25 protein-coding genes and 1 pseudogene are annotated in these 22,963 nt (G+C 61.5%); 12 read left to right on the top strand and 14 right to left on the bottom strand.

Annotated elements, in window-relative coordinates; genetic code table 11:
• Nucleotides 1–10: 10 nt before the first annotated feature.
• The 10 genes from P3T43_RS27035 (at nt 11) to P3T43_RS26990 (ending at nt 7,669) form a co-directional block, all read left to right on the top strand.
• Entirely contained in the window at nt 11–1,321 is a 1,311-nt protein-coding gene (locus P3T43_RS27035) for a M24 family metallopeptidase (RefSeq protein ID WP_429284068.1), read from the top strand.
• A 9-nt stretch (nt 1,322–1,330) separates the two neighbouring features.
• A complete protein-coding gene (locus tag P3T43_RS27030; protein ID WP_429284067.1) occupies nt 1,331–2,320 on the top strand; it encodes an ornithine cyclodeaminase family protein in 990 nt (329 codons plus the stop codon).
• Nucleotides 2,321–2,343: 23 nt separating this feature from the next.
• Nucleotides 2,344–2,871, top strand: a complete 528-nt coding sequence (locus P3T43_RS27025) for a MarR family winged helix-turn-helix transcriptional regulator (protein WP_429284066.1) — start codon at nt 2,344–2,346, stop codon at nt 2,869–2,871.
• 156 nt (nt 2,872–3,027) lie between these two features.
• Complete coding sequence (locus P3T43_RS27020) at nt 3,028–3,768, top strand: amino acid ABC transporter ATP-binding protein (protein WP_429284081.1); 741 nt, start codon at nt 3,028–3,030, stop codon at nt 3,766–3,768.
• 2 nt (nt 3,769–3,770) lie between these two features.
• The gene (locus P3T43_RS27015) at nt 3,771–4,409 is read left to right on the top strand and encodes an amino acid ABC transporter permease (RefSeq protein WP_429284065.1); all 639 of its coding nucleotides are present in this window, start codon (nt 3,771–3,773) and stop codon (nt 4,407–4,409) included.
• Nucleotides 4,406–5,068: an amino acid ABC transporter permease gene (locus tag P3T43_RS27010; RefSeq protein WP_429284064.1), complete on the top strand. Its 663-nt coding sequence runs from the start codon at nt 4,406–4,408 to the stop codon at nt 5,066–5,068. Before P3T43_RS27015 ends, P3T43_RS27010 begins: the two co-directional genes overlap by 4 nt.
• A gap of 61 nt (nt 5,069–5,129) precedes the next feature.
• The gene (locus P3T43_RS27005) at nt 5,130–5,969 is read left to right on the top strand and encodes a substrate-binding periplasmic protein (RefSeq protein ID WP_429284063.1); all 840 of its coding nucleotides are present in this window, start codon (nt 5,130–5,132) and stop codon (nt 5,967–5,969) included.
• Nucleotides 5,970–5,989: 20 nt separating this feature from the next.
• Nucleotides 5,990–6,367 carry a cupin domain-containing protein gene (locus tag P3T43_RS27000; protein ID WP_429284062.1) on the top strand — a complete coding sequence of 126 codons (378 nt, stop codon included), beginning with the start codon at nt 5,990–5,992 and terminating at the stop codon, nt 6,365–6,367.
• A 64-nt stretch (nt 6,368–6,431) separates the two neighbouring features.
• On the top strand, nt 6,432–7,343 hold the full coding sequence (locus P3T43_RS26995) for a DMT family transporter (protein ID WP_429284061.1): 912 nt from the start codon (nt 6,432–6,434) through the stop codon (nt 7,341–7,343).
• Nucleotides 7,344–7,429: 86 nt separating this feature from the next.
• Nucleotides 7,430–7,669, top strand: coding sequence for a DUF2442 domain-containing protein (locus tag P3T43_RS26990; RefSeq protein WP_429284060.1), 240 nt, complete (start codon nt 7,430–7,432; stop codon nt 7,667–7,669).
• A 65-nt stretch (nt 7,670–7,734) separates the two neighbouring features.
• On the opposite strand, the gene P3T43_RS26985 is transcribed toward P3T43_RS26990, so the two are convergent.
• The 4 genes from P3T43_RS26985 to P3T43_RS26970 form a co-directional block, all read right to left on the bottom strand.
• Complete coding sequence (locus tag P3T43_RS26985) at nt 7,735–8,892, bottom strand: 2Fe-2S iron-sulfur cluster-binding protein (protein WP_429284059.1); 1,158 nt, start codon at nt 8,890–8,892, stop codon at nt 7,735–7,737.
• Between the two features lie 10 nt (nt 8,893–8,902).
• Nucleotides 8,903–10,159 (bottom strand): aromatic ring-hydroxylating oxygenase subunit alpha, encoded by a 1,257-nt coding sequence (locus tag P3T43_RS26980; protein WP_429284058.1) that lies wholly within the window; start codon nt 10,157–10,159, stop codon nt 8,903–8,905.
• Nucleotides 10,160–10,329: 170 nt separating this feature from the next.
• Entirely contained in the window at nt 10,330–11,259 is a 930-nt protein-coding gene (locus P3T43_RS26975; RefSeq protein ID WP_429284057.1) for a LysR substrate-binding domain-containing protein, read from the bottom strand.
• 61 nt (nt 11,260–11,320) lie between these two features.
• Complete coding sequence (locus P3T43_RS26970; RefSeq protein WP_429284056.1) at nt 11,321–11,653, bottom strand: DUF2322 family protein; 333 nt, start codon at nt 11,651–11,653, stop codon at nt 11,321–11,323.
• A 30-nt stretch (nt 11,654–11,683) separates the two neighbouring features.
• On the opposite strand from P3T43_RS26970, the gene P3T43_RS26965 reads away from it, so the two are divergent.
• Together P3T43_RS26965 and P3T43_RS26960 are read left to right on the top strand one after the other, a co-directional pair.
• Nucleotides 11,684–12,400 (top strand): CSS-motif domain-containing protein, encoded by a 717-nt coding sequence (locus P3T43_RS26965; RefSeq protein ID WP_429284055.1) that lies wholly within the window; start codon nt 11,684–11,686, stop codon nt 12,398–12,400.
• A pseudogene (locus P3T43_RS26960) lies at nt 12,298–13,381 on the top strand (EAL domain-containing protein). Before P3T43_RS26965 ends, P3T43_RS26960 begins: the two are co-directional and overlap by 103 nt.
• Before the next feature lie 75 nt (nt 13,382–13,456).
• Here P3T43_RS26960 and P3T43_RS26955 read toward each other — a convergent pair.
• The 10 genes from P3T43_RS26955 to ltnD form a co-directional block, all read right to left on the bottom strand.
• On the bottom strand, nt 13,457–13,753 hold the full coding sequence (locus tag P3T43_RS26955; protein WP_429284080.1) for a cupredoxin domain-containing protein: 297 nt from the start codon (nt 13,751–13,753) through the stop codon (nt 13,457–13,459).
• A gap of 85 nt (nt 13,754–13,838) precedes the next feature.
• A complete protein-coding gene (locus P3T43_RS26950) occupies nt 13,839–14,783 on the bottom strand; it encodes a metallophosphoesterase family protein (protein ID WP_429284054.1) in 945 nt (314 codons plus the stop codon).
• Between the two features lie 174 nt (nt 14,784–14,957).
• Complete coding sequence (locus P3T43_RS26945) at nt 14,958–15,773, bottom strand: anti-sigma factor family protein (RefSeq protein WP_429284053.1); 816 nt, start codon at nt 15,771–15,773, stop codon at nt 14,958–14,960.
• Entirely contained in the window at nt 15,773–16,312 is a 540-nt protein-coding gene (locus P3T43_RS26940) for a sigma-70 family RNA polymerase sigma factor (protein ID WP_429284052.1), read from the bottom strand. Before P3T43_RS26940 ends, P3T43_RS26945 begins: the two co-directional genes overlap by 1 nt.
• 288 nt (nt 16,313–16,600) lie before the next feature.
• Nucleotides 16,601–17,803: a 3-oxoadipyl-CoA thiolase gene (gene pcaF, locus P3T43_RS26935; RefSeq protein WP_429284051.1), complete on the bottom strand. Its 1,203-nt coding sequence runs from the start codon at nt 17,801–17,803 to the stop codon at nt 16,601–16,603.
• Nucleotides 17,804–18,236: 433 nt separating this feature from the next.
• Nucleotides 18,237–19,220 carry a D-erythronate dehydrogenase gene (denD, locus tag P3T43_RS26930; protein ID WP_429284050.1) on the bottom strand — a complete coding sequence of 328 codons (984 nt, stop codon included), beginning with the start codon at nt 19,218–19,220 and terminating at the stop codon, nt 18,237–18,239.
• A gap of 27 nt (nt 19,221–19,247) precedes the next feature.
• On the bottom strand, nt 19,248–20,036 hold the full coding sequence (otnI, locus tag P3T43_RS26925; protein ID WP_429284049.1) for a 2-oxo-tetronate isomerase: 789 nt from the start codon (nt 20,034–20,036) through the stop codon (nt 19,248–19,250).
• A 53-nt stretch (nt 20,037–20,089) separates the two neighbouring features.
• A complete protein-coding gene (locus P3T43_RS26920; protein WP_429284048.1) occupies nt 20,090–20,746 on the bottom strand; it encodes an aldolase in 657 nt (218 codons plus the stop codon).
• Entirely contained in the window at nt 20,743–22,044 is a 1,302-nt protein-coding gene (gene otnK, locus P3T43_RS26915) for a 3-oxo-tetronate kinase (protein WP_429284047.1), read from the bottom strand. The genes P3T43_RS26920 and otnK overlap by 4 nt, the downstream gene beginning before the upstream one ends.
• Nucleotides 22,045–22,057: 13 nt before the next feature.
• Nucleotides 22,058–22,951, bottom strand: coding sequence for an L-threonate dehydrogenase (gene ltnD / locus P3T43_RS26910; protein ID WP_429284046.1), 894 nt, complete (start codon nt 22,949–22,951; stop codon nt 22,058–22,060).
• Nucleotides 22,952–22,963 lie beyond the last annotated feature (12 nt).

Raw genomic sequence — 22,963 nt, 5'->3', positions numbered from 1 at the left:
AGGAGCCGAAATGAGCACTGCCAATCGAATCGCCGATCTCCCTCTTCGGGGATCAGGATCGCAGCCTGCCTACCGGACCGATGACGCGGTTCTCGGCTATCGGGCTGGGACGATCGATGCTGCATTGATTCGCGAGTTCGAGGCAATAGACCGCAAGTCGATGCGGGCGTTCCGGCTAGCACGCCTGCGCGATCAACTCCGTGCTCACGACTATGCCGGCATGCTGCTAGCCGATCCGCTCAACATCCGTTACGCCACCGATACGAATAATCTGGGCCTGTGGGTCATGCATTCTCCCAGCCGCTATGTGTTCGTCGCGACTGACGGACCGGTGATCCTGTTCGACTTCACGAGTAGCCGGCACAACAGCGAAGGGATCGAATCGATCGACGAAATCCGTCCGGCCACGCCGTGGATCTATTTCCTCGCGGGCCCCCGGGTCGAGGAAAAAGCCGAGCTGTGGGCGAAGGAAGTGGCGGATATCGTCCACACGTATGGGTCTGGGAACCGCCGGCTCGCAGTCGATCGCTGTGACCCCTGGGGCGCAGAGCGGCTCACACGCCTTGGAATAGCGCTTTTCGATGCGCAGCCTTTGACCGAACAGGCGCGCGTCATCAAGGGACCGGAAGAGATCGAACAACATCGCGTGTCGATGGGCGTGTGCGATCTGGGCATCGCAAGAATGCGCGAAGCGCTCACACCGGGCATCACTGAAAATCAGCTCTGGAGCGTGTTTCACGCAACCAACATCGCACATGGAGGCGAGTACGCGGAGTCCCGCTTGCTCACGTCGGGCCAACGCACCAACCCGTGGTTTCAGGACACATCGAATCGGGTGATCGAGGCTGGCGATATGGTCGCCTTCGATACGGATATGGTCGGACCGGGCGGCTCGCTGTCGGATATCTCGCGCAGTTTCATCTGTCCGGGAAAAGCCGTGACCGGGAACCAGCGCGATCTGCTCGGCTTTGCGGCCGACCAGATTGCGCACAACGTCGGTCTGCTGAAAGCCGGCATGTCGTTCCGGGAATTTGCCGAACGGTGCTGGCCGGTACGAGATCAATACGTCCACAACCGCTACATGATGATGCTGCACGGCGTCGGACTGGTGGACGAATATCCCAGCGTGGCGTACGCGGTCGATTTCGACGCGTGGGGATATGACGGCGTGTTTCAGGAAAACATGATCGTATCGGTCGAGAGCTACATTGGCGCACAAGGCGGCAAAGAAGGCGTGAAACTCGAAGAGCAGGTTCTGATCACTCCGACGGGTGCCGTCGTTCTTTCACGCTGCCCGCTTTTGAACGATCTGAATCTCTGAGTCCAGACGATGCGCGCGAACCGACTCCCGTTGTTGATCGACTCCGATGCAGTGCTAAGCGTGACACCCTCCGCGCAAATGGTGGACGCGTTAGCCAGAGGACATCTGCAGCACCACATTCCCGCGGCGCGGGTCCATGCCCGGATGAGCCGGACATCCAGGCCGGACGCCGAAGCACTGGTTTGGGTCGGTGCGCGGATGGACGGCGGCTTGGGCATGAAGTTCGTGACCGTCTCGCCCGACAACAAGGATCGATCGGGAAGCGAAGCGGACACGATTCATTCGGCAATCATGCTGTGCGATGCCGCTGATGCAAGTATCAAGTGCTTTATCGTAGGCAATAGTTTCACGCGTTTCAAAACGGCCGCGGACTCGGCACTTGCCGCACGATTCCTTGCGCCGCGCAAACCTGAGCGATTGCTGATGATCGGGGCCGGCTCGCAGGCACCGGTTCATCTGAAAGTCATGTGCGACGAATTTCCTTCGCTGCAGCGAGTCGAGGTCTGGAACCGCGATCAGGGGCGCGCAGCATCGCTCGTCGACCGGCTCGCGCTGTCAGCCGAAGTCCGGCTTTGCGAAGCGCTGGAACGCAGCGTACGCCAAGCGGACATCATCGTCTGCGCGACCGGTGCAACCGAACCGCTGCTCAAAGGCGAGTGGCTGACACCCGGAACCCACGTGGATCTGGTGGGCGGCTATACACCGCACATGCGCGAAGCCGACGACGCGGCCGTGCTCAAGGCAAGCGTCTACGTGGACCATCGCGCGCTCGTGATGGAAAACTGCGGCGACATCGTTCAGCCACTCGAGGCGGGCGTGATAGAAGCTTCGCACATCCGTGGAGACCTGTTCGATCTCTGTGGACACACCGTTGAAGGGCGTCGAGGCGAACACGAAATCACGCTGTTCAAGAGCGGCGGCGGCGGCCATCTGGACCTGATGTTCGCCGAATGGATGTTTGCGAGTTTGCATCCGGACGCCCAACCTGTTGCCCGATAGCACACGTAGGGATGGAGCACGACATGGAATTGAACACCAAAGGCACGGCTCTCGCGGAGAAAGATGCGGACAGCGACGGCGACGCGCAATCGCTAGCCGACGATGTATTCGACAAGGTCGTGCGCAAGGGGCCGCTCAGCGATATGTGGCGCCTGACGTTGTGGGCGAACTGCTACTGCGAGCCCATATTCGCGGTGATGTCGCAGGAGTTCGACGTTGGACGGGACGAATTCAACGTACTAAGTTGCCTCGCGTCGTATGGATCGATGGTTGCCAAGAATATCTGCGATGTGACGGGGCGTCCGAAGAACAGCATCAGCCGGGCCGTGAACGGTCTCGTTGCACGCAAGATGATCAAGAGAAAGACCAATGCTCACGATCGCCGGGAGAGCCTGCTCATCCTCAACGAAGAGGGGCGGCGCCTTTACGCGAAAGTGAAGCCGGTCGCGGTGGATCGCCAGACGCTGATGCTGAAGGCGCTGAGCGATCAGGAAAGGACCATGCTGGACAGAATCCTCGACAAGTTGATGAGTTCAAGGCACGAATGGTGACTCACGACGCGTAACGGTTGGTCGGTGTTCGGTGAATCGTTCGATCAAAAGCAGCTTTTGGAACGGGTTGACGGAGAGAGCCTCATGAACAGCATCACATCCCCCTTTCTTGAATCAGGACCCGCTCCGGATCGCACTTCGAAATCCGGAGCGCCGATGTTATGCGTCGATCGTGTTGGCAAGGTATTCGGGGCACACCGCGTTCTCGAGGACGTCAGTTTCCAGATGCAAACCGGCGAAGTGATCGCCATCATCGGGCCGAGCGGGTCCGGGAAGAGCACGCTGCTGCGCTGTATCAACCAGCTGGAACCGCCCACGGAAGGCCGGGTCACGATTGACGACGTGACAATCGAAGCCGGGCATGCGCCGTCCCGTCGCGAGCTGGTGACGTTACGTCGACGCATCGGCATGGTGTTCCAGTCGTTCAATCTGTTTCCGCATCTTTCCGTTCTGCGAAATGTCAGCCTCGCCCAGGAAAGGACCATGGGCCGCAGCCGCAAGGAAGCGGACGAGCGCTCCCTCGAACTGCTGGACAGGGTCGGCCTCGCGAACAAGGCGTCACAGTTTCCCGCGCGGTGCTCGGGAGGCCAGCAACAACGGATTGCGATCGCGCGCGCCTTGGCACTCGAACCGGAGATCATGCTCTTCGACGAACCGACATCCGCGCTCGACCCGGAACTTGGACTCGAAGTGCTGACCGTGATGAAAGAACTGGCGACCTCGGGCATGACCATGATTGTCGTAACTCACGAGATGCACTTTGCCGAGAGCGTGTCCGACCGGGTCATCATCATGGCCGACGGTCGGATTCTCGAGCAGGGTGAGAGTGAAGAGGTCATGCGCCGTCCCAGGACAGAGCGGGCCGCCAAATTTCTCAGTGCCGTGAGGGACAGATAATGATGATCGATCTTTCAGCGATCCTGAAGGGCGTCCCCTGGACTATCGCGTTGACGCTTTCAACCTTTGCCCTTGGATCGATTCTCGGCCTGCCGCTGTGTGCGATGCGGCTTTCCAGAAATTTCGTGCTGCGCGGCGTGGCGACCGCAATCGTGGTGGTGTGCCGCTCGATTCCTCCGATCGTCTGGCTGTTCTTCGTGTTTTTCGGCATCGGCAACGACCTGTTTTCGATGAGCCCGTTTGTCGCGGCGGCGCTCGGCCTTGGCGTGGTGACGGCGGCCAATATGTCCGAGATTTATCGCGGTGCGCTCACCGCCATTCATCCCGGGCAATACGAGGCCGCGAAGGTCCTCAACCTGACACGCGCCCAGCAGTTCCGCGACGTCGTGTTTCCGCAGTTGATCCGGATCGCGATGCCGACCGCGGCCACCTATCTGATTGGACTGCTCAAGGATTCTGCGGTGGCCTCGACGATTGGCGTCGGCGAACTGGCATTTCAGGCGTATCACGTGTCCCAGGCAACCTTCCAGGGACTGAGTGTTTATGGCGCCGCCGCGGTGTTGTACATCGCCTTGAGTCTTCCGGTCGCATGGGCTTCACGTTGGGCAGACGTTCACCTTCGTTCAAGGGTGTCACGATGAACCATCTCCTCGAACAATGGAAAGGCTGGCTACCCGATCTTCTCGACGGTTATCGGATTTCGCTGGAAGTCACGGCGGTCACCCTGGCGGTCGGCATTCCGTTAGGATTGCTACTGGCACTGATGGTGTCCACGCATTCGCGTCCGATTCGTACCTTCGCACTGGTTTTTGTAGAAGTGGGACGGGGTGCGCCCGCGCTGATCCTGCTGCAATTCTTCTATTTCGGCTTGCCTGCCGCAGGGTTGACGTTGAGTTCATTCGCTTCCGCCTGCGTCGCACTGGCGTGCTGCACCGGCGCCTATACGAGTGAAATGATCCGTGCCGGTTTCGAGGCCGTGCCGTATGGGCAGAAGGAAGCGGCGCTCGTCATCGGTCTGAACGGCCCTGACGCATTGCGCTACGTCATCATTCCCCAAGGCATGCGGGTGGCGTTGCCGTCGTTGCTTGGCTTCTCGATCATGATGCTTCAGGCGACTTCGCTCTGTTTCACGATCGCCCTTCCTGAACTGGTCAGCAGAGCGTCGAATATCGGCTCATCGACATTCGAGTACATGCCCGTGCTGATACTCGCCGGCTTGCTGTTTGCCGTCATCTGCGTCCCCTCGACGTTAGCGGTGTCTGCGCTGGAGCGCAGGCTAGGACGGCATGCGGTTCGATAGTGCATTGGTATTTTCACCCTGATTTGCACCTGCCATTCAATTTGCCACGTGAGGATAGACCATGAAAACGTCGTTGAAGCGTCTTGCTGTGCTTTTCTACACCGTGTCACTGATGGGCTTTGCGACTGGCGCGCAGGCGGCGGGGAGCTGTACGCCGGCGCACAAGTTCCCGACCATCACTCCGGGCACGCTATCCGTCGCAACCTGGGACTTTCCGCCCTACTCCATTCCGGTCAGCGCCAACGAGGTCAATGGGGTTGACGGTGCGATCCTCAGGCTCATCGCGGCCAAAGAGTGCCTGACGCTCTCGTTCGCGAACGTCGATGCTGCCGCCGTCATTCAGTCGGTGGTCTCGGGTAAAGCCGACATTGGCATGGGTGACTGGTATCGCACCGCGGATCGGGCCAAGGTACTCGGGTTAGCCGCTCCGATGTACCTTGATCAGATGGGCGTGATCTCGGGCTCGGGCATCGATACGGTGGCCGGCATGCAGGGTAAGCGCGTCGGCGCCGTCGCAGGGTATCTGTGGACGGGCGATTTGCAAAAGGTGTTTGGAAGCAGCCTGACCATCTACCCGAATCCCGTGGCGATGGCGCAGGATCTGGCGGCCGGACGTATTGACGTCGGGACGGACAGCTATGCGGTAGCCGTCTATGACCAGAAGAAGGGAGGCTACAAGTCGATGAAAATCGGCGTCGTCAAGCCTGACCCGCGCGTGCCCGCTACGATTCAGCCGGGCCAGACTGCATTTCCGTTCACCAAGACAAACCAGGCCTTGGGAGACGCGCTGTCCGCCGATATCGAGGCACTTCATCAGTCCGGCGACATTGCCCGTATTCTGAAAGAGCATGGACTGGATCCGAACGCTGAAAAGGTCGGCGCACCGCGCATGGTCCAGTAGTACCAGGCGGAGGTACGCCCATGACCGAGGCTCATATGCCCTTCAATGAGGACACGGCCGGATCGTCGTTTGTCGATCCGGCCCAGCTACCGTGGCAGCCATCGGATACGCCGGGGTTCGATATCGTGACCTTGTTCTGCAATAAGAACACCGGCGAATCGACGGTTCTGATGAAAGTGGCACCCGGTGCGTTTGCCGATGTCCACGCTCACGAGATGCTGGAGGAGATCTACGTTCTCGAAGGGGAATTCGCAGATCAGACGCAGCGCTATGCGAAGGGGCACAACTGCATCAGGGAGGCCGGTGCTTTGCATACCGCGACGTCGCTAACCGGTTGCCTGGTGCTGTTGGTGTACCGGCTGCCAAAAACCGTGACGACGTTGGACGTTCCCGCGTGAGCCAATGAGCGATAACAGAGGGTTCGCGGGAAAATTACTGTCTTCCCCTGGCCCGATCGGCTCCATGGTTGCTGCAACGGGGCTGTGGGCCATTTCGTTGATTGCGCCTTTGGTGCTGGCCGCCTATTCCCCAGTCGAGATTACTGCGGGGCGTTATTTGTCTTACGGAATCGTGTCCGCGGTGATCCTCTTCGCCCGGTACCGGCACCGGCGCCTCGGGCCAGCACGCTGGGCGCGTGCCGCCTTTTATGGCTTGTCCGGAAACGTTGCAGTTTCGATCCTCGTCAGCTTCGCGATCCAGAGCACCGGACCAGAGGTTGTCATTCCGATCATCGGGCTCTTGCCGATCAGCATCTCGGTGGCAGGCAGCAGGCATCTGCCTGCCGCGACGTGGCGTCGCCTTGCGCTCCCGTTCTTGCTGGTCACGGTGGGTCTGATCGTCGTACTGGCGGTGCAGTCGAGGGCGCTTGACGGGAACGCCAGGCTAACCTGGGCTGGCACGGCCGCGGCGCTGCTATCGGTGTGCATCTGGACGTGGTACGCGTTATCGAATGCGCGGTTCTTGCAGAACAATCCACCGGTGACGAGCGCACATTGGTCCTGTGCAGTGGGCGTCGCCACCTTGTTGTTCTGCCTGATGATGGTTATCGCACACCTGTGCGGCGACCGGGGTCCGGTCCTTGTTCGTCACATCCAGCAAGACTGGCCTTTGTTCGGGCTGGTCACGATGACGCTTGGCGTCGGAACGTCCTGGCTTGCCACGGCGCTGTTCAACCGCGCCTCACACGCCTTGCCCATGGGACTGGTTGGCCAACTCGTCATCCTCGAAACGCTATTCGGTATCCTATACATTTGTCTGTATAAGCACACGACACCCCCGCCGGCCCAGGCTGGCGGCATGTTGATTTCGATTGCTGGAATCTGGCTTTCCGCCAGGGTGCTCCTGAACACGCCAATGCGTGCCCGTGCGACGTAATTCTGCAGACCGTCGATTTGCATTTTTTCTTGTGCGGCACTTCACGTCGAGCTATTGTTTGCCTTTACCCTAGCCAGGAGACGGTCATGGGTTGCGCCGTGGTAAGTGTGCATTTCAACAGCAGACATCTGTTTCTCGACCTGTCCGACGGTCGCGCCGTGCGGTTTTCACTGGACAGGTTTCCCAGCCTGCAGACGGCCACCTCGGCGCAGCGTGCGCATTTCGCTATCTCCATGGACCGCCGGCGCCTGCTTTGGCCGGAAATCGGCGAGGAAATCGAGGTCTCCGCGCTGTTCTCACGGCGCCCCGCGCCCGCGCATCACTAGAGCTGCAGGCGCGGCGGCGAGCGATCGGTCCCCCGGTGGCACGTGAATCGGCGGACTGAAGCCACCTACAGGTCCAATACGAGGTCCGATTTGGGACGGCTGCAGCAAAGCAGGCGCAGACCCTTGTCGATTTCGCGTTGCCGTATTCCGCCGTTATGCTGCATATCGACGTCTCCCTCCAGAACCGCGGTCTTACAGGTCCCGCACAGGCCCTGCCCGCACGAAGACGGCACGGGCACGCCCGCTTTGCGCGCGGCAGCAAGGACCGTCCCGGTGCTGACCATCGTGAAGGTCTTGCCGGAACGGGCGAGTCGCACGCTGAACGAATCCCCACTTTCAAGCGTCGCGCCGCCGGACAACGCCGCAATGGCTGTGACGCCGCCTTCGGCACTGCTGGCGCTGATGTCGAAACTTTCCTGGTGATAGCGGGCCGGGTCGTGTCCGCCTTCGATCAGGAGTCCTCTGACCGATTTCATGTAGCCAGCGGGTCCGCAGGTGAATACTTCGCGCTCTCTGAAGTCCGGCACAACCTCCTCGAGTAACTCGAGTGAAAGTCTTCCCACCGGCCCTTTCCAGTCGCCCTCTCGGCCCACTGCCTCGCAGAGGTGAACAACCCTGAGCCGGTTCGCTGAAGCAGCGAGTCGAGACAATTCGCTGCGAAAGATGATGTCTTCCTGTGTTCTTGCGCTGTGCAAAAACACGACGTCACGATCGAGGCCCAGGTCGTGACCCGCGCGCGTCATTGACATGAGCGGTGTGATGCCTGAGCCCGCGGACAAGTACAGCGACCGCGTGGCTGGATGCGCCGACGGCGTAAACACGCCCGAAGGACCATACGCCTGCAGGGTGTCTCCTGGGCGAAAATTGTCATGCAGCCAGTTCGATACGGTCCCTCCCGGTACGCGCTTGACCGAGATGCACAAGGTGTACGGTCGCGTCGGCGGCGAAGAGATCGTGTAACACCGCGTGAGCGTCTGGCCCATGCAATCGACGGAAATCGTAATGAATTGCCCCGGCTCGAAGCTGAACGGAACGCCGTTTCCAACGCTAAACACGAAGGTTTTGACATCGTGTGTTTCGTCGATAGTGCGACAACAGACCAATGCCCTTTTCTCGGTGCTGGGCCATTGAGCCGCCGCGCGCTCCCACGTTGCTGCATCGCTCAGCGAATCCGCGAAAGCGCTCACCGAGGGCGCGTCGACAGGGCAGTCAGTCAGTATCATGGCGATCCACTCAGAGGCCGTGCGCGATCAACCTGGCCGCGTACCACTGCGAGAACAGTTCCAGATAGGCCTCCGTGAAGGGTGAAAACGGTCCCGGTATATAGGCAGGGTCCTGCGTGCCGCGGTAGTTGATTGAAACGAGCCTGGCGTCCTGAGTGTTCGTTGCAACCCATACTTCGGTCAGCTTGTTCAGGTCGTAATCGACACCTTCCACAGCGTCCTGATGGACCAGCCATTTCGTACGCACCAGCGTTTTGTCCGGTGCAAGCGGAATAATGTACGAAACGACCGCATGGTCGCTCATCACGTGGGTCCACGAATTGTGAGTCCACATATGCACGTCGCCGAGGTCGCGGCGCTGCATGTCGGCAAATAGCCGGGTGCTCGCGACCTTGGTGTCCATGGTTTGCGATTCACCGTTGCCCGCGATGACGAGACGCTGCGTCCGGAAACCCGTGACCGTCTCCGGCGCCAGTTTTTCAACTGCACTGCAGAGGAGTCCGTCCTGTTCCCAGCTCGAAACGCTCGCAGCATTGCGTGCATAGTAGGCGTCGAGCGCGAGCCGCGACTCTTCGCTCAAGTCCTGCGGGCAGAATCCAAAGTCTTCGGGAAGAAACGAGGCGGTCAGCTCGGGATGCGTTGCGCTGCAGTGATAGCATTCGCGGTTGTTTTCTATCACGAGTTTCCAGTTTCCGTTCTCGACGATTTCAGTCTCGTGCGCGATTTTGGAGTGCGTCAGGCTATAGGGCGCAAACCGGGGAGCCATCGTCTCTTCGAGAACGGCGATATCGTCGGGCGTATCGTCCGATAGACACACGAAAACATGCGTGCCCACGATACGTGTCTTCACCGGCATCAGGCTACGGCACGAGCGGTCGAAATCGGCGCCCATATGGGTGGTGTGCTTCAGGCTGCCGTCGAGGTCGTAGGTCCACTGGTGATAAGGACAGACGAGCATGCCAACCGTGGATTTGCCGGAGTCCTTGAGGCGCGCGCCCCGGTGTCTGCAAACGTTTCGGTAGGCCCGGATGTTCTCGTCGTCATCGCGAACGATGAGAATGGAAGCTTTCCCAATGTCCACGGTCGAGACGTCACCCGCTTCGGGCACGTCGGCAGTGACGCCGACGAGAATCCAGTGCTTGTGAAAAAACACCTCGACGTCCGTCTCGAACACGTCCTGGCGCCCAAACAGCTCACCGGGCATGCCGTGGCCTTGCTGGCGACCACGCAACAGTTCACCGTGTGTTTTGAGCTTTACGTCAGACATCGTGTGGCCCTCATGTTGGACTGGCGTTCTGCAGCCGAACCTCCGCTGTCAGTCCAGTATTGAAGAGCCGAAAAGGGGCGTCAACGTGCTTTATTCTCACTCTCGCATTACTACAGGTTATGCGAAGCATTGCTGACCGCTCCGCAGCCGCGTTGAATGCGGTGCCGGCGTCAGCTGGTCCCCACCTCTCCACGCAGCCAGTCGATCATACTGGCTGTGATCGGGGTGACCGCCCGACCATGAGGAATAACCGCAAAATACGCGTCGCTGACCTTGACGGACGTATCGGTGAGACGGACTAGTTCTCCCGCCTTGAGCAGATCGTGCAGCAACCTGTGCCAGCCGAGCGCAATGCCTTGCCCCTGAATCGCGGCCTGAATTGCGTCCGTGTAGAGACTGCATCGGAGTGCAAAGTTCAACCTGGGCGGTTGCACCCCCACTGCCTGAAACCATTCTTCCCAGTCCATCCAGCCCTCGGATGTCGAGTCAGATTCAATCAGCGATGCCTTCGCGATATCCATGAGCGATTGTGGAGAACCGTTGGCAAGCAGCCACGCAGGCGAGCAGACCGGAAAAACCTCCTCGTTGAACAGCAACGACGACTTTCCGTCTTGCCATTTCCCACTGCCGTAGCGGACAGCGATGTCCACCTCGTTATGGCGCAGATCCGCCGTGAACATCAGCGTGGTCAAACGCAGTTTCAGCCGGGGCTGCATGCGCTTGAGTGCGGGTAGTTGTGGCAACACACGAAAGTGTGAAAAGGCCGCAGTCGTTCCGAGCACCAGTTCCTGGTCTTCGCTTCCGCCCGAAATCCGGTCAAACGCGCCGGCAATCCGCTGCATCGATTCCGCCACCACGAGATACAGCGCCTCGCCTTCGCTCGTCAACTTGATGGCACGATGCAGGCGATGGAACAGGCGAACACCCAGCGCCTCTTCAAGGAACTTCACCTGCCTGCTCACGGCAGCCTGGGTGACGCCCAGTTCGTTCGCCGCCACCGTAAAGCTGCCGAGGCGAGCGACCGCCTCGAATTCAACCAGGGCCGTCATCGATGGGATGAGCCGTCTATATCCTTTGGCGCCTTCAGTGACCGTTTTCATCGCTTGGCTCTGGCTAGTGAAAAGGCTTGGGTTGGGACGTACCGGCCGAGACGAATTGCGTTCAGGCCGCAGCGACGACGTCGATACGCAACGCTTCACCGCCGCCCGCAATAGCGAGCAGAATATCGACGTTCGGATGGGCTCCCGGACGATTGCGCGCGTCGACCGTGTGTTCGGCGAACACCGCGAGGCCATGTTCGGCTGCTTTGGCGTCGAGCGTGCCGAAGCTTTGCTGCAGATACTGGTACACGGCCAGTGAACCCTGCTTGCCCGGCTTGTTTTCGATGCTGGCTACCACGGCACCGTTGCCGTCGATCAGATCGATGCGCGCGACGCCATCAATGGAAGGCAGTTGTGCGAGGTTGTCCTTGAATACGTTGCCTGGTTGAATCACTGTCAATACTCCGTCGGTTCGGTAAGTTGCATGGCGGGCCGTATTTTACCCTTCGATGGCTTCAGGGCGTGGCACTCGCGGCCCATCCAGCCGTCGAATTTATACCGCACGGCAAGCTGTTCCCGCGCCGCCAATCCGGCACCCACGCGACCTGCGCGCAAAAACCGTGCGCGCTATGTTGATCAGAACAAAAGACCACGCCAGTTGTTAGGTGCCACTCGCCTGAGATGGACCCCATTCTCTCTTGCCGCGTTGCCCGCGAGACATGTCAAACGCCGCCAACAAGCCATTTCCTGCCGAATTCAACGTCCTGGCACCGGCCTCGCGCGGCATCGCGCCGCGCCTGTGGCAACTCGCAGCGCTCGCTTGCGGCCTCATTATCCTGCTCGCCTCGGTGCTGGCCGGCCGTGCGTGCAGGTGGGACATCAGTTATCCGAATTACAGACCTACGTCACCTACGTGCGAGTGATCACGCTCGTCGAAGATGGGCGCCTGTACTGTTCATCCGCTCTCGGGACGGTTGACGTACCGCTCGCGCGCTATCGCAACCAGACGGGTGTGCCCGTCAGTGTCAAGCTTCTCTCCGTACACCGTTCCAGCCTGATACACCCGTCCTCGTCCTGTTCCATGCCACGAGCGACCGCCTGGGTGTCCTGTACATTATCGAAGGCGAATACATTACCGACCTGCTCGCCCATGGCGCGCGATACGGCGCCCAGCAGACCGTCCTGTCGATCAAAGGCGTAGGGCGCCTCACCGACCAGGGCAAGTTCATTGCCGCCAGCGAACCACTCCCCGCTGACGCGAGCCGCGTGGCGTCCAGCCTGCGGCCCTTCTCCATCGTCCTGTCCGCTTCACCGGCGTTCATCTCGCAGACGCGCTGGAAGTACGGTTTGCTGTTTGGTGGATTCGGGGTGCTGCTGAATGCGCTGCTGGCAACGCTTTATCTGCTCACGTTCGCGCCCCGCCGCCTGCTGCTCGCCGCCGTGCGGCGCGGCTTGCGGCAGGGCGAGCTGTACGTGGTCTATCAGCCGATCATCGACATGGCAAGCCGCGCGACGGTAGGCGTCGAAGCGCTGCTGCGCTGGCAACATCCGAAGTGGGGAGCGGTCAGCCCCGGTGTTCATGCCCGAGGTCGAATCCAGCCCGCTGCTCGCCGATGTCACACGTTTTGTGCTACGCACGGCGGCCGCTGAAATGAGTGTGCACATGCCGACCCGGCCATTTCGCATCGCGGTCAATATTGCACCACGCGACCTTGAACGCAGAGGCTTCGTGACGGAGGTGCTGGCGGTGAACGCTACGCTGCCCGAAGGAGTCAGCCTGGTGCTGGAACTCACCGAACGCTTTTTGCTGAGCAAAAGTCCCCGGGTCACGCAAATCTTCGAGACACTCAGAGCGCGCGGCATCCGTTTCGCCATCGACGACTTCGGCACGCAGCACAGCAACCTCGATTTGCTCAATCGCTTTCCATTCGACTTCGTCAAGATCGACAGGCAATTCGTGTCCCAAGTGGATACGGGCGGCGTCGAACTGATCAGGGGAATCGTGTCCGTCGCGCGACATTTCGGACTCCTCGTGATTACGGAGGGGGTAGAGACGGAAGCGCAGCATCAGGCACTGCGCGATGCGGACGTCCCGTTCAGCCAGGGTTATTTGTATCAGCGTCCGGTAGCGGCAAACGAACTCCCGGAGAAGCCTGTTCCCACCCTCTATGCGCATTCGTAACGATGTCGCGCGAACCGCTGCCGAGTGCGGTTCGCCTTCGCTGCAACACACTGCCGCCCCTTTTGAGTTTCAACGCTACTGCACCGTAATGGTCGCCTTCATGTTGGGATGAATGCCGCAGAAGATGTTGTACACCCCCGGCTTATCGAACTTGAACTGATAGGTTTCGTTCTGATCGAGCGCGGCGGAGCGGAACAGCCCCGAATCGTTGACCACCGTATGCGGTTCGCCGTCGAGATTCTTCCAGGTCACGGTCGACCCCGCTTTGACGGTGAGCGCCATCGGCGTGAACATGAAGTTCTTGATTACAACGGCATTCGGCTCATCCGCGCGAGCCACCTGCAAGTTCGCCGACGCCGCTACCAGCAGCATCGCACCGAGTTTGACAACGAACGCACGTCTCATCGCAGTACTAATCATGATGTTTTAACCTCTCTGGTGAATGGAATGTGTCGAATCAAACGAGCGTGGTGTCGTCCAGCGTCACCTTGAGCGGGTGGTGCATGATCTTGATGCTGGTCACGCCGAGCATCCGCGGTAGCTGATCGCTCGCCACCGTCAACGGCATGGGTCCTGGCCCGTTGCCGGCGGTCGGCTGCGGATAGGCGGTGGAACGCGCTGTATGAAAGGTGATATTGCCCTCCACCTTCGACACGATCTGATGGATATGGCCGTTCAACACGGTGACCGAGCCGAAGCGCTGCAGGTAGCTCATTGCCTGACCCGCATCGCCGGTGCCCCAGCCCCATGGCTCGTAGATGCTCCACATGGGCATATGCGCAAACACGACGATTGGCGTGCTCGACGAGCGGCCCTTCAGGTCGTTCTGGAGCCACGCAAGCTGATCGTCACCCAGGCCGCCCAGACCGTTCGGCTTGAAGTGCATCACGTTCACCAGCCCAATGAAGTGCACGCCGTTATGATCGAAGCTGTAGTAGCCGCGGTTATCCGACGCCTGACCGAAACGATTGAAGTATTCGGTGCCAGGGCCGTCGGTCACATCGTGCTCGCCTGGCACCGTATGCAATTCGGTGATATTCAGTCCCGACAGCAACTGCGCTGCGAGATCGAACTGCTCCGGTTTCGAAAGATGCGTGATGTCGCCCGTGTGAATCGTCAGCGCGGGCTTGATCGGCATGGCGTTGACGAATTCAATGGTCTGCTTGAGCGTGCCCGCCACATCGGGGTTGGCCTCCTTGTTGAAGCCAATATGGGTATCGCTGATCTGCAGGAATAGCGGAATGCCGGACTGCGCTGAGGATTCCTTAGCGCTTGCTGCCAGCGCAAGTTCCACGGGAGTGAGAATGCCGCCTGCCAGAACGAACAGGGTGCCTACGCCGCCGAAGGCGAGACACTTCAACGCGCCGCGGCGGGACGGATCGGATGGAAGATCTGACGACATGGTGACCTCACGATTAAAGTGCAGGATCTGGTGCGCCGGACCATCCGGCGGAATTCCTGACTGGATTCAATGAGGAGACTGCAGCGTCGTCCGGTTTATTCCCTGCTTGACCGGTATTTATCGGCAGGGCCTTGCCTCGCCGGCAAAAAGCCTCGCCTCACGTGTGACTACGCGCTACGAAGCTGAATGCGCTCGCAGATTCGTAACGAAGCCATTCAGCTCGCTTTCACCGGCATCGGTAATGGCCCAGTAATTCATCCCCGCCGCGCTCCAGTGCGCGAGGTGATACCCCTGCCGCTCGTAGATATGCGGTGTCGCACCTGCCTCGCTGCCTGGCCAGACATACAGGTTAATCGGATGCAGCTTGTAGCGATACACCATCACCGCGACTGCATGTCCGTTCAGATAGTCGAGCCTACCGCCCACCAGCGGATAGCCTTGTTGCGCGAGGTCGATCACGGGCGGCGCGAAGTCGATCTTGCCGTCGAACCATGGCTTGACCGTGTGGCGATCCGTCGAAATCACGTCGTACAGGTGATCGAACTGCAGCGACCGCACGTGACTGTCCACCAGTTCCTGCGTGAGGTGCGTATCGCCAGCGGGCAGCGAAAGGTAGAGGCCCGCGCTCCAGGTCAAAGCCACCAGACTCACCACCATCGCGCCGACCGGCGCCCAGCCCAGCGTGCCACCCGTACCGCTTGTGCGACCCGTGCCGCCGAAGCCAGAAACGCCACCCAACCGGCTAGCGACGCGCTGCCACCATGAGCGCTGCACCGGCAGCGCTGCCCGGATGCGTTTCACCAGTTCCGGCGGCGCGTCCAGCCGCAAATCGTTCTGCCGCAACTGCATGATGACTTGACGCTGCTGCTCATAGGCGTGCTTGCACCGTTCGCAACTGGCCAGGTGACGCTCGAATTCGAGCGACTCGGACAGACTCAGTTCCTCGTCGATATAGCCCGGCAGCAGTTCAAACGCCTGTTCGTGATCCATCACGCCTCCTGATCCGTCGGTGCGAGCAGCGCGGCGAGTTGCTGGCGCCCGCGCCCGAGGCGAGACATCACCGTCCCCATCGGAATCCCGACGATGACGGCGATTTCTTTGTATGACAACTCTTCCAGCTCACGCAGCACCACCACCTCCCGGAATTCCAGCCGCAAGCTGGAGAGCGCCTGATGCACCCGCTTGCGGCTCTGGCTGCGAATCAGCGTCGCCTCAGGGCTGTCGTCATGCCCAGCGTTGACGGTCTCGAGGCTGTGCATGTCTTCCTCGAATTCCGTGGTCTCCGCGGCATGATCGCGGTTCTGCTGATGCCACGTGTAAAACGTATTACGCACGATGCTCAATAGCCAGGCGCGCGCATCCTCGCCACGGAATCCGCCGAAATAACGGAACGCGCGCAAATACGCCTCCTGGACGACGTCCTGCGCGTCCTGGTCGTTATGCGTCAGCCAACGCGCGACGTTGAAGGCCGAATTCATGTGGGGCAAGACGAGCGATTCGAAACGCTTCGCTATATTTGGATCGGCCATTGTTCAATTCCTGCGGTAACGCCTATCCGTGACCGACATTGATAAGACTGCCGGCAGTGCGTTTTTATTCCCGGACGGGCAAACTGACCCAGATTGACGTGCCTGACAACCGTGTTTTCGCAACCGGCGTCCTTCTCCGCAGGCATTGTGACGCAAGATGGCTCTTGGGGCAGCCCCCTTTTTCGAGCGAGAAAAAGCGGCTTTTTCTCCGTTTGACACAAAAAAGCCCCGTTCGCTAACGAACGGGGCTTTGATTCAGCATGCGGATACCGGCCGCAGCCGGGTCAATCAGACACGCTCGATGGCGATTGCAATGCCCTGGCCGACGCCGATACACATCGTGCACAAAGCGAAACGCCCTTGCGTACGCTGCAACTGGTACATCGCCGTCGTCACGAGCCGGGCGCCGCTCATGCCGAGCGGGTGACCCAACGCAATCGCACCGCCATTCGGGTTCACGCGAGCATCGTCATCCGCCACGCCGAGGGCGCGCAACACCGCGATCCCCTGCGATGCAAACGCCTCGTTCAACTCGATCACATCGAACTGATCGATGGTCATGTTCAGGCGCGCCAGCAGCTTTTGCGTTGCCGGAGCCGGGCCGATTCCCATCACGCGCGGCGCGACGCCGGCGGTGGCGATTCCCAGCACGCGTGCCCGCGGCGTCAAGCCGAACTGCCGCGCGGTCGCTTCGTTGGCGAGCAGCAGTGCAGCCGCGCCGTCGTTCACGCCCGAAGCGTTGCCCGCCGTCACCGTGCCATCCGCCCGCACCACGCCCTTCAGCTTCGCCAGCGCTTCGAGGCTGGTTTCACGCGGATGTTCGTCTTGCGACACCACCAGCGGATCGCCCTTCTTCTGGGCGATCGTCACCGCGACGATCTCCTGCGCGAGCGTACCGTCGCGCTGCGCGCGGGCCGCCTTTTGCTGACTCCGCAGCGCGAATGCGTCCTGATCGGCGCGGCTCACCTTGTAGTCGGTTGCGACGTTTTCACCGGTTTCCGGCATCGAATCGACGCCGTACAACTGTTTCATCAGCGGATTGACGAAACGCCAACCGATCGTCGTATCGTGGATATCGGCCTGCCGCGAGAACGCGCTGCTTGCTTTGCCCATCACGAACGGCGCACGGCTCATGCTTTCGACGCCGCCCGCCAGCATCAACGCCGCCTCGCCGGATTTGATCGCGCGCGCGGCAATGCCGATTGCATCCATGCCCGAACCGCACAGGCGATTGACCGTGGAGCCCGGCACCGCCTGCGGCAAGCCCGCAAGCAGCAGCGACATGCGCGCGACGTTGCGGTTGTCCTCGCCGGCCTGGTTGGCGCAGCCGTAAATGACGTCGTCGATGGCGCTCCAGTCGACGTCCTTGTTCCGCTCCATCAGCGCCTTGAGCGGTACCGCGCCCAGATCGTCGGCGCGCACCGACGACAATGCGCCCGCGTAGCGGCCGATCGGCGTGCGAATCGCGTCGCACAGGAAAGCTTCAGTCATGTCTCGTCTCCAGTTGGATGCTGCGCCACACGGCGCGCGACAGAGCCGGCCCACGGCCGCCGCGTCGCGCAGCACGGCCGCTTTGCCCGGTCATGTCGTCACGGCGAGCGGAAGGGATCTCCGGAAGTCATGCCACGGCCAAACGCAGACTCCGCGCAACCCTTCGCAGGATAGCAGTCAACGGGTGCCGGCAGGCTTCAGATTGTTCGCTATACGCACAACTGATCGTATTTCGAACAACAAGGCATGATAATAGGCGTGGCGCGGAAAGCGTGTCAAGCACGCCTCGACGCGCTCAGGGAAATACCTGGCGCGGAAATGGCCTGCGGACAAGCCCTCGCACGCCCGTGGTATGGCCCCTCTCGGCCATGTCCATGCTGGACGGGGCGGACCCCGACCACACCGCGCCACGAGGAATACCGGCCCTGCCAACTCAAACGGGTCGAATATGCTCGTCCTCGATGTAACTGCGGATTACGTCCGCAAAGCTGCTTTCCCCCTTCAGGCCGAGTTGCTCCGCGCGCGTCATGTCCCAACGGCCCGGCCAACTGCCGACGATCTTCTCGAGAAACGGATCCGGTTGCCACTCGATCCGTTTGACCGCCGCGTCTCCCGCGACTTCGCGCAATGCGGCGACCATTTCGTCCACCGTCACCGAAATGCCCGGCAGATTCAGCGCGCGCTGTGTGCCGAGCGCGGCGCCGTCGATTTCGAGTCCGGCGATCAGGCACGCAATCGCCTTGCGTGGCGACAACAACCACAAACGCGTCCCGCCGGGCACCGGACAAATCGCCACCTCGCCGTTGAGCGGCTCACGGATGATGCCGCTCGCAAACGACGAAGTCGCCGCATTCGGTTTGCCGGGGCGCACGCTGATCGTGGGCAGGCGCAATACCCGGCCGTCGACGAAGCCGCGCCGCGTATAGTCGTTCAGCAGCAGTTCCGCGATGGCCTTTTGCGTTCCGTAGGACGACTGCGGATTCAATGCCGTGTCGTTGCGCACCACGTCCGGCATGTCGCCGCCATACACCGCCACCGAACTCGTGAACACGACCCGCGGACGATGCCCACGTGCCCGGCAAATCTCGAGCAGCAGACGCGACGCATCGAGATTGATGCGCATGCCAAGGTCGAAATCCGCCTCCGCCTGACCGCTGACGATCGCAGCCAGATGAAAGATGGACGAGGTCTGCGTGTCGATCACACGCTCGAGCACGCTGCGCTCGGCGATGTCGCCCACTTCCGAGCGAACCCGGCTGTCGTCGCCGAAGCCAGTCGCGGCGACCACGTCCAGCAACACAAGCTCGGTAATCGGCTGTGGCTGGCCGTCCTGTCCTTTCAGCGCGCCGCGTGCCAGCAGTTCTCGCGCGAGACGCTGGCCGAGAAACCCCGCACCGCCGGTGATCAATACTTTCATCAGATTTGCTCCCGGAAACCCCTCAAATCAGGCGTTGTTCTGCCAATACGGTTTGAGCCAGCCCAAACCTGCCGACGTTCCCGCCCGCGGACGGTATTCACAACCGATCCAGCCGTCATAGCCGAGCGTATCGATCAGATCGAACAGATAGCGGTAGTTCAGTTCGCCCAGATCCGGTTCGTGCCGCTCAGGCACGCCCGCGACCTGAATGTGGCCAATGCCCGCCATATCGCGTTTCAGTTTGACCGCCAGATCGCCCTCGACGATCTGGCAGTGATAGCAGTCGAATTGCACCTTCAGATTCGACGCGCCCACTTCCGCGCAAATCGCTTGCGCATCGTCCTGGCGATTCAGAAAGAAGCCGGGGATATCGCGCGTATTGATTGGCTCGATCACCACGGTGATGCCATCGGCCTGCGTGGTTTGAGCCGCGTACGCGAGGTTGCGCAGATAGACCTCGCGATGCCGCTCACGCGATTGGTCCGCGCCGATCAGGCCCGCCATCACGTGCAACGTGCGGTTGCCGAGCTGACGCGTGTAGTCGAGCGCGGTGTCGATGCTGCGGCGAAACTCGTCCTCGCGGCCCGGCAGCGAAGCGATGCCGCGCTCGCCTGCGGCCCAGTCGCCCGGCGGCGCGTTGAAGAGCGCCTGGGTCAGGTCGTGCGCGCCTAGCCGCGTCTTGATCTCGGCGGCCGGAAAATCGTAGGGAAACAGAAACTCCACGGCTTTGAAACCGTCTTGCGCCGCAGCGGCAAAACGATCGAGAAAGCCGTGTTCGTTGTACATCATGGTCAGATTTGCAGCGAAGCGAGGCATTGCAATGACTCCTTTTTCGATTGAACCACCCGACCCACTCGCGTCGTGCAGCGTTACCAGCGCGCGCCGAACACGTTGCGCAATTCTTCCAGCGCGGCAGCATCGAGCGGTGCTGGACGCGGGTTCGTCATCAACCAGAGGCGCGCGGTCTCCTCGAGTTCTTCCAGCGCATACGATGCCTGCGCCACCGAACGCTCCCACACAACCGGGCCGAGCCGCTCCAGCAGCACGCCGCGCACGGTATCGGCCAGCGCTGCGATCTGTTCGGCCACCTCGGGGTCTCCCGGGCGCCGGTAACGGATCAACGGAATGTGGCCGACCTTCATGACGTAGTACGGAGTGATCGGCGGCAGCACGTCGGCCTCGCTCCACACGCCGGCCAGCGTCAAGGCAACCAGATGCGTCGAATGGGTATGGACGATGCCGCGCGTCTGCGGGTTGCGTGCGTAGATGCCGCGATGCAACGCGAGGGTTTTCGACGGCTGGCCGCCTGACACCGCGTTGCCCGCGAGATCGACCTTGGCGATGGCGGCCGGATCGAGCCGGCCGAGACACGCGTCGGTTGGCGTGATGAGCCAGCCATCGTCGAGACGCGCGCTGATATTGCCCGCGCTGCCCACCGTATAGCCGCGCTGATACAAACTCGCACCCGTGACGCAGATCTCCTCGCGCAGCCTCGTCTCGTCATTCATAAGGATGCCTAAGTTCATGATGCCGCCCCGTCGAGATGACGCAGCGCCTTGGCAAAGAAATCCGTCGCGCCGAAGTTGCCGGACTTGAGCGCGAGGGCGAGCGGTTGCTCGCCGGTGGTCGCGGTAGCCGGCACGCCAGGGTCGATCTGCGCGCCGATGCGCAACGTATGCACGCCGAGCGCCCGAACGACCGCACCCGAGGTTTCGCCACCGGCCACGACGAACTTGCGCACGCCCAGTGCGTGCAGACCGAGTGCAATGGCCGCGAGCGTGTCTTCGACGAGAGTCCCCGCTCGTTCGGCGCCGAGTTCGCGCTGCACCACCTTGACTTCGTCGGGTGTCGCCGTGGCGTAGATCAGCACGGGCTGCTCGGCGCCGAAGTGCTCGCGCGCAAACGCGAGCGCCTGTTCCACGACCGGCTCGCCGCGCGCAGCCGCCAGCGGATCGATCCGGAATGCGGGCCGGCCCTCGCGCCAGGCCGCCACCTGGGCGTTGGTGGCCTGCGAGGCGCTACCCGCCAATACGACCGAGCGGCCTTCGACGAGCGGCAACTGGCTCGCGCTCGCCGTCCCGCCAAGCAGACCGGCGCGGCGGAAGTTTGCCGGCAGACCGATGGCCACGCCCGAGCCGCCCGTAATCAGCTTGAAATCCGCGCAGGCTTCGCCGAGTGTGTGCAGATCGGCGTCGGAAAGCGCGTCGGCAATCGCCATGCGCACGCCGTCGCGCCGCAAGACCTCAAGCCGCTCGCGCACCGCCGCGGCGCCTTGCGCCACGCTGTCGTAGCGCACGAGACCCACTTTCGATGCGGTCTGCCGCTGCAGGACGCGCACGAGATTCGCGTCGTTCATCGGCGTGAGCGGGTGGTTCTGCATGCCCGATTCATTGAGCAACACGTCGCCGACGAACAAGTGGCCACGATAGATCGTGCGCCCGTTCTCGGGAAATGCCGGACAGGCGATCGTCAACGCATTCTCGCCAGCGCAGGCATCCAGCAACGCATCCGCTACCGGACCGATGTTGCCGGCATCGGTCGAATCGAAGGTCGAGCAGTACTTGAAAAAGAATTGCCGACATCCTTGCGCGCGCAACCAGTCGAGCGCGGCCAGCGATTGCGCCACGGCGTCAGCGGCCGGGATAGTGCGCGATTTCAGCGCCACCACCAGTGCGTCGGCCTCCACCGCTTCATCGGAAGCCGGCACGCCAATGCTCTGCACGGTGCGCATGCCGCCGCGCACCAGCATGTTGGCGAGATCCGTGGCGCCGGTAAAGTCGTCGGCGATGCAGCCGAGCAGCGGCCGCGAAGAGGAAGTTGTCATCAGGCCGCTCCTGCTACGACTTCGCCGCCGGCACCGCGATGCCGGGGAAAATCTTGATCACCGCCGAGTCGTCCTCGCCGCCGTGCCCTGCTGACGACGCCATCATGAACATCTGATGCGCGGCAGCCGAGAGCGGTAACGGGAATTTCGAACGGCGCGCGGTATCGAGCACGAGGCCGAGATCCTTGACGAAGATATCGACCGCCGACAACGGTGTGTAGTCGCCCTTGAGAATGTGCGGCACGCGGTTTTCGAACATCCACGAATTGCCGGCGCTGTGCGTAATCACGTCGTAGAGCGATTCAGCGTCGACGCCCTCGCGCAGGCCGAGCGCCATCGCTTCCGCGGCGGCGGCAATATGCACGCCCGCGAGCAACTGGTTGATGATCTTCACTTTCGAGCCGACACCGTGCGCCGCGCCCAGCCGGTAAACCTTGCCGGCCATGCCGGCCAGCACGTCCTCGCAGGCGGCGTACGCGGCGGCCGGCCCCGAGGTCATCATGGTCATCTCGCCGGAAGCGGCCCGCGCCGCGCCGCCAGAGACGGGGGCATCGAGCATCTGCAGGCCGGCCGCCTCGACGCGCTGACCGAGTTCAATGGCGAAGTCCGGCGACACCGTGGCGCTGGCAATCACCACACCGCCCGGCTTCATGCTGGCCACTGCACCCTGGGTGCCGAACAGCACGGCTTCGGTCTGCACCGCGTTGACCACCAGCGTGACGACCACCTCGCAATGCGCGCCCAGTTCAGCCGGATTCGCGCAGGCAATGCCGCCGTCCGCGACGAAATTCTCCAGCACGGCGGGGCGCAGATCGCATGCGTGCACCCTGAATCCGGCCCGCAACAGCGAGCGGGCCACGCCCAGCCCCATGGCACCAAGGCCGATAACGCCAACGTTTCTGGACATTCTGCACTCCGG

The sequence above is a fragment of the Paraburkholderia sp. GAS41 genome, assembly GCF_050436545.1.
Lineage (GTDB): Bacteria > Pseudomonadota > Gammaproteobacteria > Burkholderiales > Burkholderiaceae > Paraburkholderia.
This window is presented reverse-complemented; position numbering and strand designations above follow the sequence as displayed.

What these genes read in the sequence shown, in the direction of transcription:
- P3T43_RS27035 (WP_429284068.1), top strand. Translation starts at nt 11, where the DNA reads ATGAGCACTGCCAATCGAATCGCCGATCTCCCTCTTCGGGGATCAGGA.
- P3T43_RS27030 (WP_429284067.1), top strand. Translation starts at nt 1,331, where the DNA reads ATGCGCGCGAACCGACTCCCGTTGTTGATCGACTCCGATGCAGTGCTA.
- P3T43_RS27025 (WP_429284066.1), top strand. Translation starts at nt 2,344, where the DNA reads ATGGAATTGAACACCAAAGGCACGGCTCTCGCGGAGAAAGATGCGGAC.
- P3T43_RS27020 (WP_429284081.1), top strand. Translation starts at nt 3,028, where the DNA reads ATGTTATGCGTCGATCGTGTTGGCAAGGTATTCGGGGCACACCGCGTT.
- P3T43_RS27015 (WP_429284065.1), top strand. Translation starts at nt 3,771, where the DNA reads ATGATCGATCTTTCAGCGATCCTGAAGGGCGTCCCCTGGACTATCGCG.
- P3T43_RS27010 (WP_429284064.1), top strand. Translation starts at nt 4,406, where the DNA reads ATGAACCATCTCCTCGAACAATGGAAAGGCTGGCTACCCGATCTTCTC.
- P3T43_RS27005 (WP_429284063.1), top strand. Translation starts at nt 5,130, where the DNA reads ATGAAAACGTCGTTGAAGCGTCTTGCTGTGCTTTTCTACACCGTGTCA.
- P3T43_RS27000 (WP_429284062.1), top strand. Translation starts at nt 5,990, where the DNA reads ATGACCGAGGCTCATATGCCCTTCAATGAGGACACGGCCGGATCGTCG.
- P3T43_RS26995 (WP_429284061.1), top strand. Translation starts at nt 6,432, where the DNA reads ATGGTTGCTGCAACGGGGCTGTGGGCCATTTCGTTGATTGCGCCTTTG.
- P3T43_RS26990 (WP_429284060.1), top strand. Translation starts at nt 7,430, where the DNA reads ATGGGTTGCGCCGTGGTAAGTGTGCATTTCAACAGCAGACATCTGTTT.
- P3T43_RS26985 (WP_429284059.1), bottom strand. Translation starts at nt 8,892, where the DNA reads ATGATACTGACTGACTGCCCTGTCGACGCGCCCTCGGTGAGCGCTTTC.
- P3T43_RS26980 (WP_429284058.1), bottom strand. Translation starts at nt 10,159, where the DNA reads ATGTCTGACGTAAAGCTCAAAACACACGGTGAACTGTTGCGTGGTCGC.
- P3T43_RS26975 (WP_429284057.1), bottom strand. Translation starts at nt 11,259, where the DNA reads ATGAAAACGGTCACTGAAGGCGCCAAAGGATATAGACGGCTCATCCCA.
- P3T43_RS26965 (WP_429284055.1), top strand. Translation starts at nt 11,684, where the DNA reads ATGGCGGGCCGTATTTTACCCTTCGATGGCTTCAGGGCGTGGCACTCG.
- P3T43_RS26955 (WP_429284080.1), bottom strand. Translation starts at nt 13,753, where the DNA reads ATGCTGCTGGTAGCGGCGTCGGCGAACTTGCAGGTGGCTCGCGCGGAT.
- P3T43_RS26950 (WP_429284054.1), bottom strand. Translation starts at nt 14,783, where the DNA reads ATGTCGTCAGATCTTCCATCCGATCCGTCCCGCCGCGGCGCGTTGAAG.
- P3T43_RS26945 (WP_429284053.1), bottom strand. Translation starts at nt 15,773, where the DNA reads ATGGATCACGAACAGGCGTTTGAACTGCTGCCGGGCTATATCGACGAG.
- P3T43_RS26940 (WP_429284052.1), bottom strand. Translation starts at nt 16,312, where the DNA reads ATGGCCGATCCAAATATAGCGAAGCGTTTCGAATCGCTCGTCTTGCCC.
- pcaF (WP_429284051.1), bottom strand. Translation starts at nt 17,803, where the DNA reads ATGACTGAAGCTTTCCTGTGCGACGCGATTCGCACGCCGATCGGCCGC.
- denD (WP_429284050.1), bottom strand. Translation starts at nt 19,220, where the DNA reads ATGAAAGTATTGATCACCGGCGGTGCGGGGTTTCTCGGCCAGCGTCTC.
- otnI (WP_429284049.1), bottom strand. Translation starts at nt 20,036, where the DNA reads ATGCCTCGCTTCGCTGCAAATCTGACCATGATGTACAACGAACACGGC.
- P3T43_RS26920 (WP_429284048.1), bottom strand. Translation starts at nt 20,746, where the DNA reads ATGAACTTAGGCATCCTTATGAATGACGAGACGAGGCTGCGCGAGGAG.
- otnK (WP_429284047.1), bottom strand. Translation starts at nt 22,044, where the DNA reads ATGACAACTTCCTCTTCGCGGCCGCTGCTCGGCTGCATCGCCGACGAC.
- ltnD (WP_429284046.1), bottom strand. Translation starts at nt 22,951, where the DNA reads ATGTCCAGAAACGTTGGCGTTATCGGCCTTGGTGCCATGGGGCTGGGC.